We start from the raw sequence: 14,343 nt of genomic DNA on the forward strand, positions 1-14,343 counted from the left end.
TATTGCCAAATTGTTTGAGCTAGCTCTCTGCCAACGTTGGTCGACTCACCGCATCGCAAAACCAGGAAACCTGCACCATGTTTATTTCAGATGAATTTTGTATGGTCGGCTTACCGGGCTTCCCTGGGCCTGGCCGCACAGCTTGGCGGATGATCGAGCGAGACCGCGAGGATTTCTGGTATCACGTTCGCTTTCGCATTTGTGAAGGAGCAAGGGCTCGGTTTAAAAAATTGATGCCATCAGACCCTTCTATGCTGGCCCACCTACTCTCTCAGCGAAGCTCAGAACTCATGATTGAGGCGGTTCAGGTCGTAACTCCGCCTTGCATGAACGGAAGTTCTTTAGAACGCATGGAAAAGTTGATCAGTGCGATCGTCGGCTACGACAAATATGGGGAGTGTGTACTGCTTCATAAAGTCGATAGCGGAGCAATCTACAGTAGCTCTCCCGGTGTGACCGACGCAGGATTGCTCAGCGATATCCGAATGATTTACGACGCCACGACTGCCGCCGGGAAGCATTTCCATCGCACCAACTATCAGACCCCACAGTGACGCTGTGATAGAGACAAGTGAATCGCTCTGACACGACAACGGCACCAGATGGTCAATCCATGAAGATCCAAATCTATTCAGATCTGCACCTCGAGTTCGCTCGGTTCGAGCCCGACCCGCGCGATGCGGACGTTGTCATCCTCGCGGGTGACATCGATCTAAAATCGCGCGGCGTGCGATGGGCGAACGACACATTCCACTGCCCGGTAATTTACGTCTGCGGAAATCATGAGTACTACGGTGGCCACATTGTTCACACGCTTCGAAAAATGAAGGACGCTGCAGCGCCTCATGTCCACGTCCTAGAAAACGAGGCCTTGATCCTGAATCAAACTAGGTTTTTGGTCACGACAGCGTGGACAGATTACTCTTCGACTGGAGACGTTGCAGCCGCGAAGCGCGTCGCTTGGGGATGGATGAACGACTTTACCGTCATCAGAGCAGACGAGAGTTACCGGCGCCTTCGTCCCGATGACTTGATCGCTAGATCAAAAGCAGCCTATGCCTGGCTCTCACAGGAACTGGATAAGCCATTCGATGGCAAAACCGTTGTAGTTACACACCATGCACCGGCGTTGGATTACGTGGGTGATGATCTTCCCACACACCTGATCGCTGCTTATGGCAATGACTGGCCAGAGCTCGTGGCCAAGGCTGATCTTTGGGTTTACGGGCATACCCATACTGCAGCGGATTTCTTAAAGCGTGGATGCCGAGTCGTTTCAAATCCTCGCGGCTACCCAAGTCAACTAACTGGTTTCGATCCGGATTTTTTGATCGAGCTTTGATATGCAGTCGTTCAGCGATGACCCTCAGCTGACAGAATTTCGCTGCGTGTAGGCGTCGAGCTACGCTATCGGTGCCAGCTCCACCTAAATCGAGAGAAATTACATGGTTACGTTAGAAGAGATTTCCCGGCTCCTTTACGGCGCAGGGAAGGAGGTGGATGGCTGGCAAGGCACTCAGGACGAGCTAATTGCCTTGGCAGCAAAGACGTTCCCAAGCAAAGCATTCTGTGTTGTGAAGCAGTGGATCCTGATCGACCTCACCGTGACACCTCCCGAGAAGGAAAAACTCACCGGGCTTGGTCTACTCCCCGCGACGCTTTTCGCCCACGAAGTTGTCCTCGACAGCCAAAGTCGCTTCCGGCCTTCCATGTGGGTGCGCAGTAATTTCGGCGTCTCTTCCAGCCCTTACATGTTTGAAACCAATAAAACTGTCTATCTCCTGCTTGGGCCGGGGCTGAGCAAAGAGGCCAGCATTGGTGCTGCTTTTTCGATGAAGGCAGGGTGAGCGATGCTCGCCGACATTTTATACAGGGTCGTTTTGGAGCTTGAATTGGATGCCTGAAGTAATTGAGCTGGAGTTCCATAGTAAGGATGTGAGCGACTTTCAAATGAGTCGCTTGGTGCGGGCTAGTCTTCGAAAATACAGCGTACCCATCACCGCCTTTATCAGTGATGCGACGATCATTGACGACACGTGCTTGGGGGTGTCATTCGATCACTCTGAGCGGGACGATGCGTATCACAGAGCAGATGGTTCTATTCCTCGCACAGGTAAAATTCAGTTCGCGAGGAAAGAAGGGCGGTTTTGGCTGCTTGAAACTCAGGACGGTAATTACGTCATCGGGAGCTTTAGACGTGGTGGTGGACGCATGAGTTTCCTTAAGTTTCTCTGCTCCGGCGAACTCCTCTGATAGCCCCTGGGTGGTAGGGCCGCCCTCCGTTAGCTATGTCCCCAACTTTGACCGCGTATTCATGTTGAGTTGGTTCGTGTCCGGCTTGCCGCCACCGCCAGCCAACGGCCCGAGGCAGAATTTAGTGAGGGCCTAAGGTTGATGCTTTCGAGATTAAGCTGAGCGTTATAAAGTCGGAAGCTACTCTTCTCTACTCATTTTAATGGCGGCTGCATACATTTTTAACGGCGATGTTGTGGCGTGGTCACGAAGGCGAAGGTTGGGTTTGAAATCGCCATTTTTTATCATTTCTATTTCCGCCACTAAAATCTTCTCATCAATAAAATTAAGATTCAAGTTGAGCCAGTTTACAAGCTGTTGAAAATTTGTTGCAGTTAAATCGCCTTGCTTCTCGGCTAGAAACGTTTCTAGGTTGATCGGGTATTCATTAGCCTCCGCTGCAAATATTGCATCTTGGGCTGTTTGCAAGAGCGTCATGCCTGAAAAGTTTACGGGGAAATCCCAAATCTCGCCCCTTAAACCATATTTTTTTCGGATAGATTTGCTATGAGACCAATAGCGCGTTTCAATCAGTTCCAGACGCTTTTTATAGGTTTTAATTATTTCACTTTCGACAAGATGGCGAGTATCTGTTTTTAATTCTTCATAAGTCTTTAATTTTACATTCGTATTTTCTGCGGCTTCGTATGCTCCGCTTTGAAAGCCTGCTTCTGAGATAATGAACGCCCTATCAACTCCGATATCTTCAGCTATGGTTCTAAGCGCTAAAACTTGAAGTTTATTTACTCGGCTTTTCCATTGCTTGGCCTCAACAATCCAAACTAAGTCTTCGCCAAGATATTTCGTTTTTATCAAAACATCTACATCGTGAGAGGTTCTGATCCCTTGAACGGTAGCGTTCGTTTCAGCACTTGCCCCAATCGATCTAAAGTAAGAGCAAATGTCTTCTTGGAATTGATACCAGCTAGGTTTTACAGGCACTTCTTTAGTCCCATCTATAGGTTGTTTGGCATTCCAGTTATTTGTGGGAGCGGAGTATTCAGATAGCGCGCCCCTACCACCCAATTTCTGCGCATTTTTCGATGGTAACAGCTTCCATTCGTGCGTGATGGGGATGGATTGCTGTCTTGGCCCACTGGAGACCAAAACCGATCCTTAGATGCTGCGCGTGCAACACACATTCCGATTTCCAGCATAAAGGGCGATGGTGGCTAAGTTTCGCGGGATTTCGATTTTTCAACGGCTTGGCCGGTACCTGATAGTGAGCGGCGTCCCATTCGCGGAAGGCGTCAAGGGCGCATCTCTGGCTAATGGGAAAGCGTGTTGCTCGCAGAACATTCGCCCTCCCAGGTCGCTAACGCGTTTCTGCAAAACGGGCTGCGTGCGAAACAGCACTCCTAAAAATCTTAGGGTGCTAGGCCCGGTGCACTTTGTCCTACAGCTAATGCAGCCCGAATCGCCGCCAACGCCGCTTGATAGTAAGCCTTCCCCTCTGCCGATTCGGCAAACGTGGCAAATTCCTCCAGCTCTTCATCCGACAGGTCGCGGTAGACATATAACAGCGTGTTGTTGAGGTCGCTGCCGATCTGATCCATCAAACGCTGTCGCTGTCCGTTTAACATGCCTTGGGCCTGACCCGCGCCGAGGAGGCCGGGGATCATCGAGCTCAGGCTGTCAGCGGCGACGCCGGCAATCGCCAAGCTGATTTCGGCGCCAGCCTCGCGCGCCGGCAATGCTTGGGCCAGATGGCCAATGATCAGCAGACGGTTGTCGTTGGCCTGCACCTTCGGCAAACCCTTGGCGTTTTTCGCCAGTTGATCGTGACGGGTCGCGAGCAATTCGGCAGCGACGATTTTCTTGCCCAGCGGAGATTGGAAAAACGCCAGCGCTGGCTTCGGATCGGAGAGGTTCTTGCGTAATTGTGCTTCAGCGCGCTGGTCGACAGCCTTGGAATCAAAACGTTGATTGCTGTTACTGACCAATGCTTGGAATACCGCCGGTGGCAGGCTGCTTTGGTAGCGTTGCTGCGCGGCGGAGAGGGCATCGTTGAAATGTGCACGTTGTTCCGGCCAGCCGGCGACCTTGTACAGCTGGTCGTGGCCGTCTGCCCAGGCGGGCAAAGCGCAGAACATCAGCATTGAGAAAAACAAACGACGCATAGGGACTCCTGTCAGCAGGTCGCTATTCTCCGTGCACTGATGCTGATTTGTCGAGATATGCCTGCAATTCCTACACCGTCGATCCGCGCGCTATCGGGCTATGAAGCGCGGAAATGCTTTGTAGCATCCGCAAAGCGTAAGTCCAACCAAGCATTCAACGCACCTCGATCTGGCGTCTAGGCGACACTTCTCCGAATTAGAATGCTCGGAGCATTTTTGTGCTGGGCTTGATGTCTCTTGCCAGTTAGCATTGGCCAGACTTGGCAAAAATTGACTGATGTTGGCTTACCTCAATGATGAGTTCAGAAAGTGAAATCCTTACGCTCGACGAGGTAGCTGACTACCTAAAAGCTGGGAAGCGTACGATCTATCGTCTTGCTCAAAAAGGCGAAATCCCTGCATTCAAATTTGGTGGGACATGGCGCTTCCGCCGACAGGAGCTGGATGTCTGGATCGCTGAGCGGATAAAGGACAACAAGGAAAAGAGTGAATGAATGCTTCTTCCCTGACGCATCAACAGAGCCAATACATTGCGTGGCAACTCTCCCGAAGAGCTGCCAGCGGAAGCGTTGAGTCACTGGCCGGCGCCTTGGTGGACTCACAGGTAGACCTAAATCCACATCAGGTGGAGGCGGCGCTCTTTGCCTGTCGGAATCCATTGTCGCGCGGAGTAATTTTGGCGGATGAGGTAGGTCTAGGCAAAACCATCGAAGCTGGGTTGGTGATTTCTCAGCACTGGGCCGAACGACGTCGACAAATGCTCATCATCACACCGGCCAACCTTCGCAAACAATGGCACCAGGAGCTGCAAGACAAGTTCAATCTCCAAGGTCTGATATTAGAAGCGAAGAGCTTCAATGCTTTGCGCAAACAAGGCGTATCGCAGCCTTTTCTATACGCGAATGGCCCGGTCATTTGTTCCTATCAGTTTGCAAAGAGCAAAGCTGATGAGCTTCGACGAATTCAGTGGGATCTGGTGGTGATGGATGAAGCTCACCGTCTGCGCAACGTGTACAAGCCTGACAATGTCATTGCTCGTACTATCCGCGACGCGCTTGAGCACGTTCATGCGAAGGTGCTGCTCACTGCTACGCCGTTGCAAAACTCATTGTTAGAACTATACGGCTTGGTAAGCATGATTGATGACCGCGTATTTGGCGATCTCGACAGCTTCCGGGCGCAGTTCTCTTCGGTTCGTACAGAGCAGGCAGCCCGGAGTTTGCGGGAGCGCCTAGCGCCAATCTGCAAGCGCACTCTACGTCGGCAGGTACAGCAATACGTACCATACACTGCACGCATTGCCATACTTGAGGAATTCACACCCAGCAAGGAAGAGAAAATGCTCTCCTCGCTGGTTGCCGACTACCTGCGCCGCCCCAACTTAAAAGCCTTACCGGAAGGTCAGCGCCAACTGATCTCCCTCGTTCTTTGGAAGCTTTTGGCTTCCTCAAGCCATGCCATCGCTGGGGCCTTGGAGACCATGGCCAATCGCCTTCAGGGAAAACTGGACGAGACGCCCGAGGCCACGGATCTGGTAGACACTTTGGATGAAGATTACGAGTCGTTGGATGAAACTGCCGAGGAATGGAGCAGCGACGGGTTACGTGATAACTCCGGAGGCGCTACTTCGAGTGAGCGAGCAGAACTTGTTGACGAAGTCGCTGAACTGCGGCGTTTTAAGGATTTGGCGACCAGCATTCGTCAGAACTCCAAGGGACAAGCATTACTGACCGCTTTGGATCGCGCCTTTGCTGAACTAGAGCGCCTGGGCGCTGCGAAGAAAGCTCTCATCTTTACCGAATCTAAGCGAACCCAGGACTACCTGCTTTCTTTGTTATCTGAGACACCCTATGGGGATGGCATTGTGCTATTTAACGGCACAAACAGCGACGCACCTGCCCAAGTCATCTATAAAGATTGGCTTAAGCGACATGCCGACACTGATCGCATCTCCGGCTCCAAGACTGCGGACATCCGTGCTGCTCTGGTGGAGCATTTTAAAGAGCGTGGCAAAGTCATGATTGCCACTGAAGCAGGTGCAGAAGGTATCAACCTTCAATTCTGCTCGTTAGTGATCAATTATGACTTGCCTTGGAATCCACAACGGATCGAACAGCGGATCGGTCGTTGTCACCGTTATGGGCAGAAGCATGACGTGGTCGTGGTCAACTTCGTTGATCGCAGCAACGAGGCAGATGCTAGGGTTTATGAGCTTTTGTCGCAGAAGTTTAAGCTGTTTGAAGGAGTCTTTGGGGCGAGTGATGAAGTACTGGGCGCTATCGGTTCTGGAGTAGATTTCGAACGACGCATCGCTGCGATTTACCAAAGCTGCCGCGAACCAGAGGAAATTCGTGCCAGCTTTAAGGCGCTTCAGAAAGAGCTAGCCAGTGAAATCGATGAGGCAATGGTCAAAACTCGCCAAATTCTTCTAGAAAACTTTGACGAGGAAGTGCAGGAAAAACTACGTGTTCGTAATAATGACAGCATAACTGTTCTGAACAAGTACGAGCGTCTGCTTATGGATCTAAGCAGGACGGAATTGCACGCCCACGCTCGCTTTGATAATGAGGCAGAGATCAACGAGTTTGTCCTACATAGCTTGCCTGAAGATCTGAACCCTACGGCTGTTGTCGAAGGGCACCCAGTATCGCTAGGTCGCTATGAGCTCCCTCGGCGTAGCGGCGATGCACATCTGTATCGTATAAGCCATCCATTAGCGGAATGGGCCATCGAGCGGGCTAAAGCTCGGAATCTACAAGCACCAACGCGCTTGATTTTTGATTACGCCGCGTACGGAAGCAGAATCAGTACTCTGGAAAAATGGCGAGGCCATAGTGGCTGGCTTTCTGTCACATTATTAAATGTCGATGCCTTGGGAGATCAAGAGCAGCACCTTGTGGTCTCAGCCTGCTCCAACTCCGGCGAGCCGTTACCTGAAGATGACCCCGAAAAATTGCTGCGACTACCTGCTCAAGTAACGGACGTCGAAAATCTACATATATCATCCGAGCTGTCTGAGGATTTTCTGACAAGAAAAAGTAATCTTTTGCGTGAGATTAAACAGCGCAATCTTGGTTACTTTGATCAGGAAGTGCAGAAGTTGGATGCATGGGCGGACGATCTCAAGCTTGGTTTGGAGCAGGACATTAAAGAGATTGATCGGGAGATCAAGGAAGTGCGTCGTACTGCTGCAACATCTCCAACGCTCGAAGAAAAGCTGTCGTGGCAGAAAAAACAGCGAGAGTTGGAGGGCAAGCGCAGTAAGCTTCGCAGGGATCTCTTCAATCGGCAGGATGAAGTCGAAGCCCAACGTAACGATCTTATTAGTCAGTTGGAGTTGCAACTCCAGCAGAAAGTAGAAGAGCGCACATTATTTACCATGGAATGGGAGTTGGTTTAATGGCAACGGTTCTCGCTCGACCACTCGAACTTGATCTGCTGTGTGAAAAACTGGATGAAGATTATTCGGCCAGAATCACTGGGACGGGGACATCTCCGGAATCTCTGCGCAGTAACTTTTTGTCAAAGGCCGTTCCGGCATTTGTCCTTCATGAGGGCGCGGGCGCTTCGCTTGATGATGCTGTGGCTGCCAGCATCGATGGCGGATTCGATCATGGTATTGATTCAGTTTTTGTTGCGTCAGATCAGACTATCTGGCTTGTTCAATCCAAGTACAAAGGCAGTGGGGTAGGGGAGCCAGAGCTTGGTGACGTTTCCAAGTTTCGGGATGGAGTCGCCGATTTGCTTCAAGGGCGCTGGACTCGTTTCAACAACGCCCTACGAAGCCGTCAGGCAGATATTACGAGGGCGTTAGACAGCGGCGTCTGCAGAGTAAAGGTTATTTTGGCCTACACTGGCACAGCTGTATCAGACGATCGGCGAGAAATTTTTTCAGATTTAGAACGTGCATTTAATGGAACAAATCCAGGCTTTCTCAAATGTCATGCCTATGGACTTATCACTCTGCATGATCTGCACTTGAATGGCGTTTCATCCCAGCCTATAGAGGCACAGGTTGAATTAAAGGATTATGGTCACTCAGATCGTCCCTATAAGGCCTTCTACGGTCGTATGGATGCAAAGCAACTTGCAGAGCTTTGGGCCTCACATAAAGAACAGCTTGTTGATCGGAATATTCGGCACTTTAAGGGCGCAACTTCTGTAAACGTAGGGTTAAGCGAGACGCTTCGACATGAGGCAGAACACTTCTTTTACTTCAATAATGGCGTTACCTTTCTCTGCCACACAATAAATGAAATACACCCGTTCGACCCAAATCGACACACTGGTAGCTTTCGTGTTCGAGGATTATCGATTATCAACGGCGCACAGACAGTTGGTGCGATAGCTAGAGAACCATTAGCTCATTACGATGTTCATCCCACGTCAGTTATGGCAACATTTATTTGTTTGGAAAACGCGCCTGATGGCTTCGGTGAGCGCGTCACTCAGTCACGTAACAGACAGAATGCCGTTGATTTAGAAGATTTCGCGGCACTCGATGATAGGCAGGCGATGTGGCAGCATACTTTGAAAATGGCTGAGATAACCTATTTGGTTAAGCAGGGTGTGGACGACCCGTCCCTTTCGGCAACATGCTTCAGCGTACGTGAGCTCGCACCATTCCTAGCGTGCACTGTAACTACAAGTGACTGGCAAGATTATGTGGTGGCTGCTAAGTCCGACAGAAAGAAGTTATTTGGACGGGAGGGTTTGGTTCCAGTTACAGATCCTCTGCGAAACGCCTACGAGAAATTATTTCCTGATTCGCTAACAGCACGAAAAATGTGGCGAATTGCTCAGATTGGTCGGTCGGTTATTGAGAAGGTGCGAGCTCGGGCCAGCGCTGAAAGTGATCCTAGGGATCTACCGGCTGGCACGCTTCGGGCGAAAGAAATTCTTACACACGGTAGCTGGATTATTTTGCATGTCATTTTTATCCGACATCAGTTACCGAATGGGCCGACTTTAGACTTGACTGATGTTGAACTAACAGAAGTTTCTCGTGATATCGATCTGATTTCAGAGCACCTGATTAATGTTGTTCAATCAGGTCAATGGAATAAGCAGGCGCGCAGCGTGTTCGAGAACAAAACTGATTGCATTGAGGTGAAGCGTCGATTGATGGCCTCCCTCGCACAGCAACGAAATTAGGAACAATGCAATGAGCAAGAACAAACTCGAACTTACATGGGTGGGTAAGGAGAAACGACCAAAACTGGAGCCGCGTATACTCTTGGCGGATACCGAAAAGTCGTATCACGCTGACTCGCGTGTGAGCGAACAAGATATATTTGATAATCGGTTGATTTTCGGGGACAACCTCTTGGCGCTGAAAGCGCTAGAGCAAGAATTTACCGGTAAAGTAAAGTGTATTTTTATTGACCCGCCATACAATACCGGTAGCGCGTTTGCTCAATATGACGATGGGCTTGAGCATTCGATCTGGTTAGGGTTGATGCGGGATCGCTTGGAAATCATCAAAAAATTGCTATCGGAAGATGGCTCGTTGTGGATCACAATCGACGATAACGAGGCTCATTACCTGAAAATTGTTTGTGATGAGATTTTTGGTCGTGCTAACTATTTAACTAGTATGGTATGGGAGAAAGACAAAGGGCGACGCAGCGACACTACATTTTCGGTGTCGCACGATTATGTGCTCGTATATGCGCGTGACAGTAACCGTTGGGCAAAGGTGCGAAATCTTCTTGAGAGAACATCTGATCAAGAAAAACGTTACAAGAACATTGATGATGATCCTAGAGGGCCTTGGTTGCAGGGGGACAACGGAACAGCAAAAAGTGCAAGTGAGGGATCTAGATTCGAAGTCACTCTTCCGTCGGGACGTATTGTAACGCCGCCTCCGGGGCGGGGCTGGGCTTTTTCACGTGAGACGCTGGCCATTGCTCGAAGTGAGGGGCGTGCTTACTTCGGCGCAAAAGGCGATGGCATGCCGATTATTAAGCGGTATCTCTCGGATGTTCAGGGTGGTGTGGTACCTAGAACCTGGTGGTCTGCCGATGATGTTGGCCACAATCAAGAGGCGAAGAGAGACCACTTGAATAAGTTGCTTTCGGGAGTGGAGCCCTTTGCGACTCCAAAACCGGAGAGGCTTCTGCAGCATATTTTACACATCGCAACTAACCCAGGTGACCTTGTACTCGACTCCTTCGCCGGCTCCGGTACTACCGGCGCAGTCGCACACAAGATGGGCAGACGCTGGATCATGGTTGAGCTAGGTGAACACTGCCATACGCATATCGTCCCGCGCCTGAAGAAGGTAATCGATGGTGAAGACATCGGTGGTATCACGGAGGCAGTTGATTGGAAGGGGGGGGGTGGGTTTCGCTATTACCGCCTTGCACCCAGCCTGATCGTAGAAGATCGCTGGGGTAACCCTGTAATCAACCCCGATTATGACGCGGCCCAACTTGCGGAGGCCTTGTGCAAGCTCGAGGGCTTCATATACGCCCCATCGGAAGCACATTGGTGGCAGCATGGCCGTTCCAGCGAGCGCGATTTCATATGCGTAACTACGCAGAGTCTTTCCGCTGATCAATTGCAGGTTCTGTCGGACGAGGTGGGCGCCGAGCAAAGTTTGTTGGTGTGCTGTTCAGCCTTTCACGGCATCACAGGAAGTGCAGCCGCTTCGCGCTGGCCGAATCTGACACTCAAAAGAATTCCAAAGATGGTTTTAGCTCGTTGTGAGTGGGGCCATGACGACTACAGCCTGAATGTTGCCAATTTGCCTTTGGCTGAGCCGGTTCCAGTTCAACCTTCGTCCCCTGCGCGAGGGCGCAAAGGGATGCTCGACACGGTTACCGACGATTTGTTCGGTAGTGCATCGATGGATGAAGTGCCATGATCCGGGGCTACTCCCTGTTCGAACTGAGCACGAACTTCCCGGCGCCCATCCATCTACGATTGCAAAATGAAATTATGAGGATGGCGCAGAGGCAACTCTGCGATTTTTTACGCATAAAGGATCGGGACTTCCTGGTGCATGCGGCAAGGGTTTCGGCCGAAGTTCAAGGAAGGGCACTCACATGCATTTTAACTTCGTAGCCAAGATCGCTCAGCCGGTGACGTGGATTGAAACTAGCAGGAAGCGGCCTGCACATTCGAAAAAAGGAAAAGACGTATGAATGCGCGCGTTCAGAATCATGTCACTGGCCGCCTTTCGTTGCGACCGCCGCAGGCAGAGTCCCTAGCGCGGTTGGTGACTGCGATTAATGCTGCTCCGGAAATACTGGATAAGGACAGCGCTCGCGAAGTGGGGGTCGCTGCCATTCTCTCGACGCTTAAGGCCGAGTTTGAAACGCTTGAAGATTTCGAGCGCGATTTCCCATCCCTATGCTTCGCACTCGCTACTGGCGTAGGTAAGACCAGGTTGATGGGTGCGTTCATTGCGTACTTACACTTGGCACATGGCATCAGCAATTTCTTCGTGCTGGCTCCGAACCTGACTATCTATAACAAGCTGATCACCGACTTTACGCCGAACACATCCAAGTACGTGTTCAAGGGAATTGGCGAATTTGCCATCAATGCACCAAGGGTCATCACCGGGGACAACTACGATCAGCAGAACGTCGCTGCTGGGGAACTGTTTGGTGAGGTGCGCATTAATATTTTCAACATTTCGAAGATCAATTCAGAGGTGCGTGGTGGTAAGGAACCACGTATCAAACGTATGCGTGAGGTACTAGGAGAGAGCTACTTCAACCACTTGGCTAACCTTCCCGATCTGGTACTGCTGATGGATGAATCGCACCGCTACCGAGCTCAGTCTGGCATGCGTGCTATCAATGAACTGAACCCATTGTTTGGTCTAGAGGTCACCGCGACACCATTCGTAGAAACTCCCAAGGGGCCGGTGCCCTTCAAAAATGTTGTGATGGACTACCCTTTGGCTCGTGCCATGGCCGATGGTTTCGTCAAAGAGCCGGCGGTGGTCACACAGCGTAACTTCAAAGCCAGCAACCACAGTGTTGAAGAGATCGAGAAGATTAAGCTGGAAGACGGGGTGCGTCTGCACGAGGCCACTAAGGTGGAATTGTTGACCTACGCCCGAGAAAGCGGCGCGAAAATGGTCAAGCCCTTTATCCTTGTGATCGCCCGCGACACCACGCATGCAGGGCAGTTGAAGATATTGATCGAATCGGCAGCGTTCTTTGAGGCCCGTTATCAGGGCAAGGTGATCCAAGTCGACTCCAGCCGTACCGGAGTTGAAGAGGAAAAGATGATCGAAGCGTTGCTGAATGTGGAAAGCCCGGATGAGCCAACCGAGATTGTCATCCACGTCAACATGCTCAAGGAAGGTTGGGACGTCACTAACCTTTATACCATCGTGCCCTTACGCGCGGCCAATGCACGTACGCTGATCGAACAGTCCATTGGACGTGGTTTGCGCCTACCCTATGGCAAGCGCACTGGAGTGGCAGCGGTTGATCGATTGAACATCGTAGCCCACGATAAATTCCAAGAAATTATCGACGACGCTAATCGCGGTGATTCGCCAATTCGGCTCAAGCAGTTAATTCTAGAGGCTCCGGGCAATGAAGAGCGACGAATAAGTGTTCAGGTAGTGCCCAATATCTTGGCGCGATTAGGCCTTCAAGATGAGCACGCACGGAACATACCGGCGGCGTTGGTTGATGTGGATGCTGGAGTTGAGGTCGGCGGCGCGCAGGCCGCAGAACAGATTGCCCCAGCCTTCAACACCGAGGCCGAGCTCAAGGCTGCACAGACCGTTCGCGAGGTTATCGCTACTTACGAGTTAAAGCGCGAGCTAGCACCAACGAGCGCAGCATTGCTAACACCAGAAATGCAGCAGACCATCCTGGCTGAAGTTGAGTACCGCCTGAAGCCGCTGCAAGGGCAATTGCTTCAAGGCATAGATGATCAGTCTCCAGAGCTCGATCTAACTGCGATAGTGGCAAAAACCACCGAAATATTGGTGCAGCAAAGTATCGATATTCCGCGTATTTCAGTCGTACCAACGGGTGAGGTCACTACAGGATTTAATCCGTTTCGTCTGGGTGAGCTGCCTAATTTCCAGCCGGGTCAACGCGAGATCGTAGGCCAGACACTACGCACTAACGAGCAGTTCACTCTGAGTCGCGAAAGTGGTCTGCGGGAGAAACGGTTCGAGGATTACATCGTCAAGCGGTTGATTGACTTCGATGATATCGATTATTTTACTCAGGCCGATTTGCTTTACGACCTTGCCGGCCAAGCAGTCGAGCACTATCGGCAGCAGAGCTATTCGGAAAGTGAGTTGCATGAGATCTTCGATACCTATGGCAAGGAGCTCGCGCGCCTGATCCGCGCCCAGATGATGGAGCACTTTTGGGAGCGGGCTGGGGGTTATGAAGTCCATGTTAGCCGTGGTTTTACCGAGCTAAAACCTTGTAACTACACCGCTGCAGTAGGTCAAACAGCTCATAATGTACGTGAGACGGTGACGGAGCTAAGTCGCATCAAGCAGATGTTGTTCGGCGGTTTCAGTCGCTGCCTCTACCCTTTACAGAAGTTTGATTCAGATACTGAAAGACGTTTTTCCTTACTACTAGAGCGAGATGCTCTGAAATGGTTCAAGCCAGCCAAAGGGCAGTTCCAGATTTACTACAAACTGGGCATAGAACAGCCGGAGTACATTCCTGACTTCGTGGCTGAACTGATAGACAAGATTCTAGTGGTCGAGACCAAAGCGCGTGTGGATCTGACGTCTGCAGAAGTCTTGGCAAAGAGTGCGGCTGCCTCTCGCTGGTGTCGACATGCCAGTGAGCATGCTGAGGGCATAGGGGGCAAGCCTTGGCATTACTTGCTGGTTCCGCACGACGATGTGAGCGAAGACAAGCGACTGTCCGATTATTTACAGTTTGAGGTCAAAGATAACGGGCAGAGCTTAAGTTAATAGTTACCC

Annotated in this window: 11 protein-coding genes; 9 read left to right on the plus strand and 2 right to left on the minus strand. The window is 51.0% G+C overall.

Annotation, left to right across the window (positions count from 1 at the left end; all coding sequences use genetic code 11):
• The first annotated feature begins 77 nt into the window (after nt 1–77).
• From QLG12_RS18680 to QLG12_RS18695, 4 genes are all read left to right on the plus strand, one after another.
• A complete protein-coding gene (locus QLG12_RS18680) occupies nt 78–554 on the plus strand; it encodes a hypothetical protein (RefSeq protein ID WP_282475038.1) in 477 nt (158 codons plus the stop codon).
• A gap of 59 nt (nt 555–613) precedes the next feature.
• Nucleotides 614–1,342, plus strand: coding sequence for a metallophosphoesterase (locus tag QLG12_RS18685; RefSeq protein ID WP_282475039.1), 729 nt, complete (start codon nt 614–616; stop codon nt 1,340–1,342).
• Between the two features lie 103 nt (nt 1,343–1,445).
• Entirely contained in the window at nt 1,446–1,847 is a 402-nt protein-coding gene (locus tag QLG12_RS18690; protein WP_282475040.1) for a hypothetical protein, read from the plus strand.
• A 49-nt stretch (nt 1,848–1,896) separates the two neighbouring features.
• Nucleotides 1,897–2,253 (plus strand): hypothetical protein, encoded by a 357-nt coding sequence (locus QLG12_RS18695; protein ID WP_282475041.1) that lies wholly within the window; start codon nt 1,897–1,899, stop codon nt 2,251–2,253.
• A gap of 180 nt (nt 2,254–2,433) precedes the next feature.
• Here the strand turns inward: QLG12_RS18695 and QLG12_RS18700 are convergent, their stop codons facing one another.
• Both QLG12_RS18700 and QLG12_RS18705 read right to left on the minus strand, forming a co-directional pair.
• Complete coding sequence (locus QLG12_RS18700; protein WP_282475042.1) at nt 2,434–3,399, minus strand: restriction endonuclease; 966 nt, start codon at nt 3,397–3,399, stop codon at nt 2,434–2,436.
• 260 nt (nt 3,400–3,659) lie between these two features.
• A complete protein-coding gene (locus tag QLG12_RS18705) occupies nt 3,660–4,412 on the minus strand; it encodes a DUF2059 domain-containing protein (protein ID WP_282475043.1) in 753 nt (250 codons plus the stop codon).
• 293 nt (nt 4,413–4,705) lie between these two features.
• Between QLG12_RS18705 and QLG12_RS18710 the strand changes: the two genes are divergently transcribed.
• The 5 genes from QLG12_RS18710 (at nt 4,706) to QLG12_RS18730 (ending at nt 14,334) form a co-directional block, all read left to right on the plus strand.
• Nucleotides 4,706–4,906: a helix-turn-helix domain-containing protein gene (locus tag QLG12_RS18710; protein WP_282475044.1), complete on the plus strand. Its 201-nt coding sequence runs from the start codon at nt 4,706–4,708 to the stop codon at nt 4,904–4,906.
• Complete coding sequence (locus QLG12_RS18715) at nt 4,903–7,812, plus strand: SNF2-related protein (protein ID WP_282475045.1); 2,910 nt, start codon at nt 4,903–4,905, stop codon at nt 7,810–7,812. Before QLG12_RS18710 ends, QLG12_RS18715 begins: the two co-directional genes overlap by 4 nt.
• Nucleotides 7,812–9,566 (plus strand): AIPR family protein, encoded by a 1,755-nt coding sequence (locus QLG12_RS18720; protein ID WP_282475046.1) that lies wholly within the window; start codon nt 7,812–7,814, stop codon nt 9,564–9,566. Before QLG12_RS18715 ends, QLG12_RS18720 begins: the two co-directional genes overlap by 1 nt.
• 10 nt (nt 9,567–9,576) lie before the next feature.
• A complete protein-coding gene (locus tag QLG12_RS18725; RefSeq protein ID WP_282475047.1) occupies nt 9,577–11,280 on the plus strand; it encodes a site-specific DNA-methyltransferase in 1,704 nt (567 codons plus the stop codon).
• Nucleotides 11,281–11,556: 276 nt separating this feature from the next.
• Nucleotides 11,557–14,334, plus strand: a complete 2,778-nt coding sequence (locus QLG12_RS18730; RefSeq protein ID WP_282475048.1) for a DEAD/DEAH box helicase family protein — start codon at nt 11,557–11,559, stop codon at nt 14,332–14,334.
• The last annotated feature ends 9 nt before the right edge of the window (nt 14,335–14,343 follow it).

The organism is Pseudomonas sp. V88_4, from assembly GCF_029967985.1.
In the GTDB taxonomy this organism is placed as follows: domain Bacteria; phylum Pseudomonadota; class Gammaproteobacteria; order Pseudomonadales; family Pseudomonadaceae; genus Aquipseudomonas; species Aquipseudomonas glycinae.

Bases quoted from the DNA above. Each gene is read 5' to 3' on its own strand.
- QLG12_RS18680 (WP_282475038.1), top strand. From the start codon at position 78: ATGTTTATTTCAGATGAATTTTGTATGGTCGGCTTACCGGGCTTCCCT.
- QLG12_RS18685 (WP_282475039.1), top strand. From the start codon at position 614: ATGAAGATCCAAATCTATTCAGATCTGCACCTCGAGTTCGCTCGGTTC.
- QLG12_RS18690 (WP_282475040.1), top strand. From the start codon at position 1,446: ATGGTTACGTTAGAAGAGATTTCCCGGCTCCTTTACGGCGCAGGGAAG.
- QLG12_RS18695 (WP_282475041.1), top strand. From the start codon at position 1,897: ATGCCTGAAGTAATTGAGCTGGAGTTCCATAGTAAGGATGTGAGCGAC.
- QLG12_RS18705 (WP_282475043.1), bottom strand. From the start codon at position 4,412: ATGCGTCGTTTGTTTTTCTCAATGCTGATGTTCTGCGCTTTGCCCGCC.
- QLG12_RS18710 (WP_282475044.1), top strand. From the start codon at position 4,706: ATGATGAGTTCAGAAAGTGAAATCCTTACGCTCGACGAGGTAGCTGAC.
- QLG12_RS18715 (WP_282475045.1), top strand. From the start codon at position 4,903: ATGAATGCTTCTTCCCTGACGCATCAACAGAGCCAATACATTGCGTGG.
- QLG12_RS18720 (WP_282475046.1), top strand. From the start codon at position 7,812: ATGGCAACGGTTCTCGCTCGACCACTCGAACTTGATCTGCTGTGTGAA.
- QLG12_RS18725 (WP_282475047.1), top strand. From the start codon at position 9,577: ATGAGCAAGAACAAACTCGAACTTACATGGGTGGGTAAGGAGAAACGA.
- QLG12_RS18730 (WP_282475048.1), top strand. From the start codon at position 11,557: ATGAATGCGCGCGTTCAGAATCATGTCACTGGCCGCCTTTCGTTGCGA.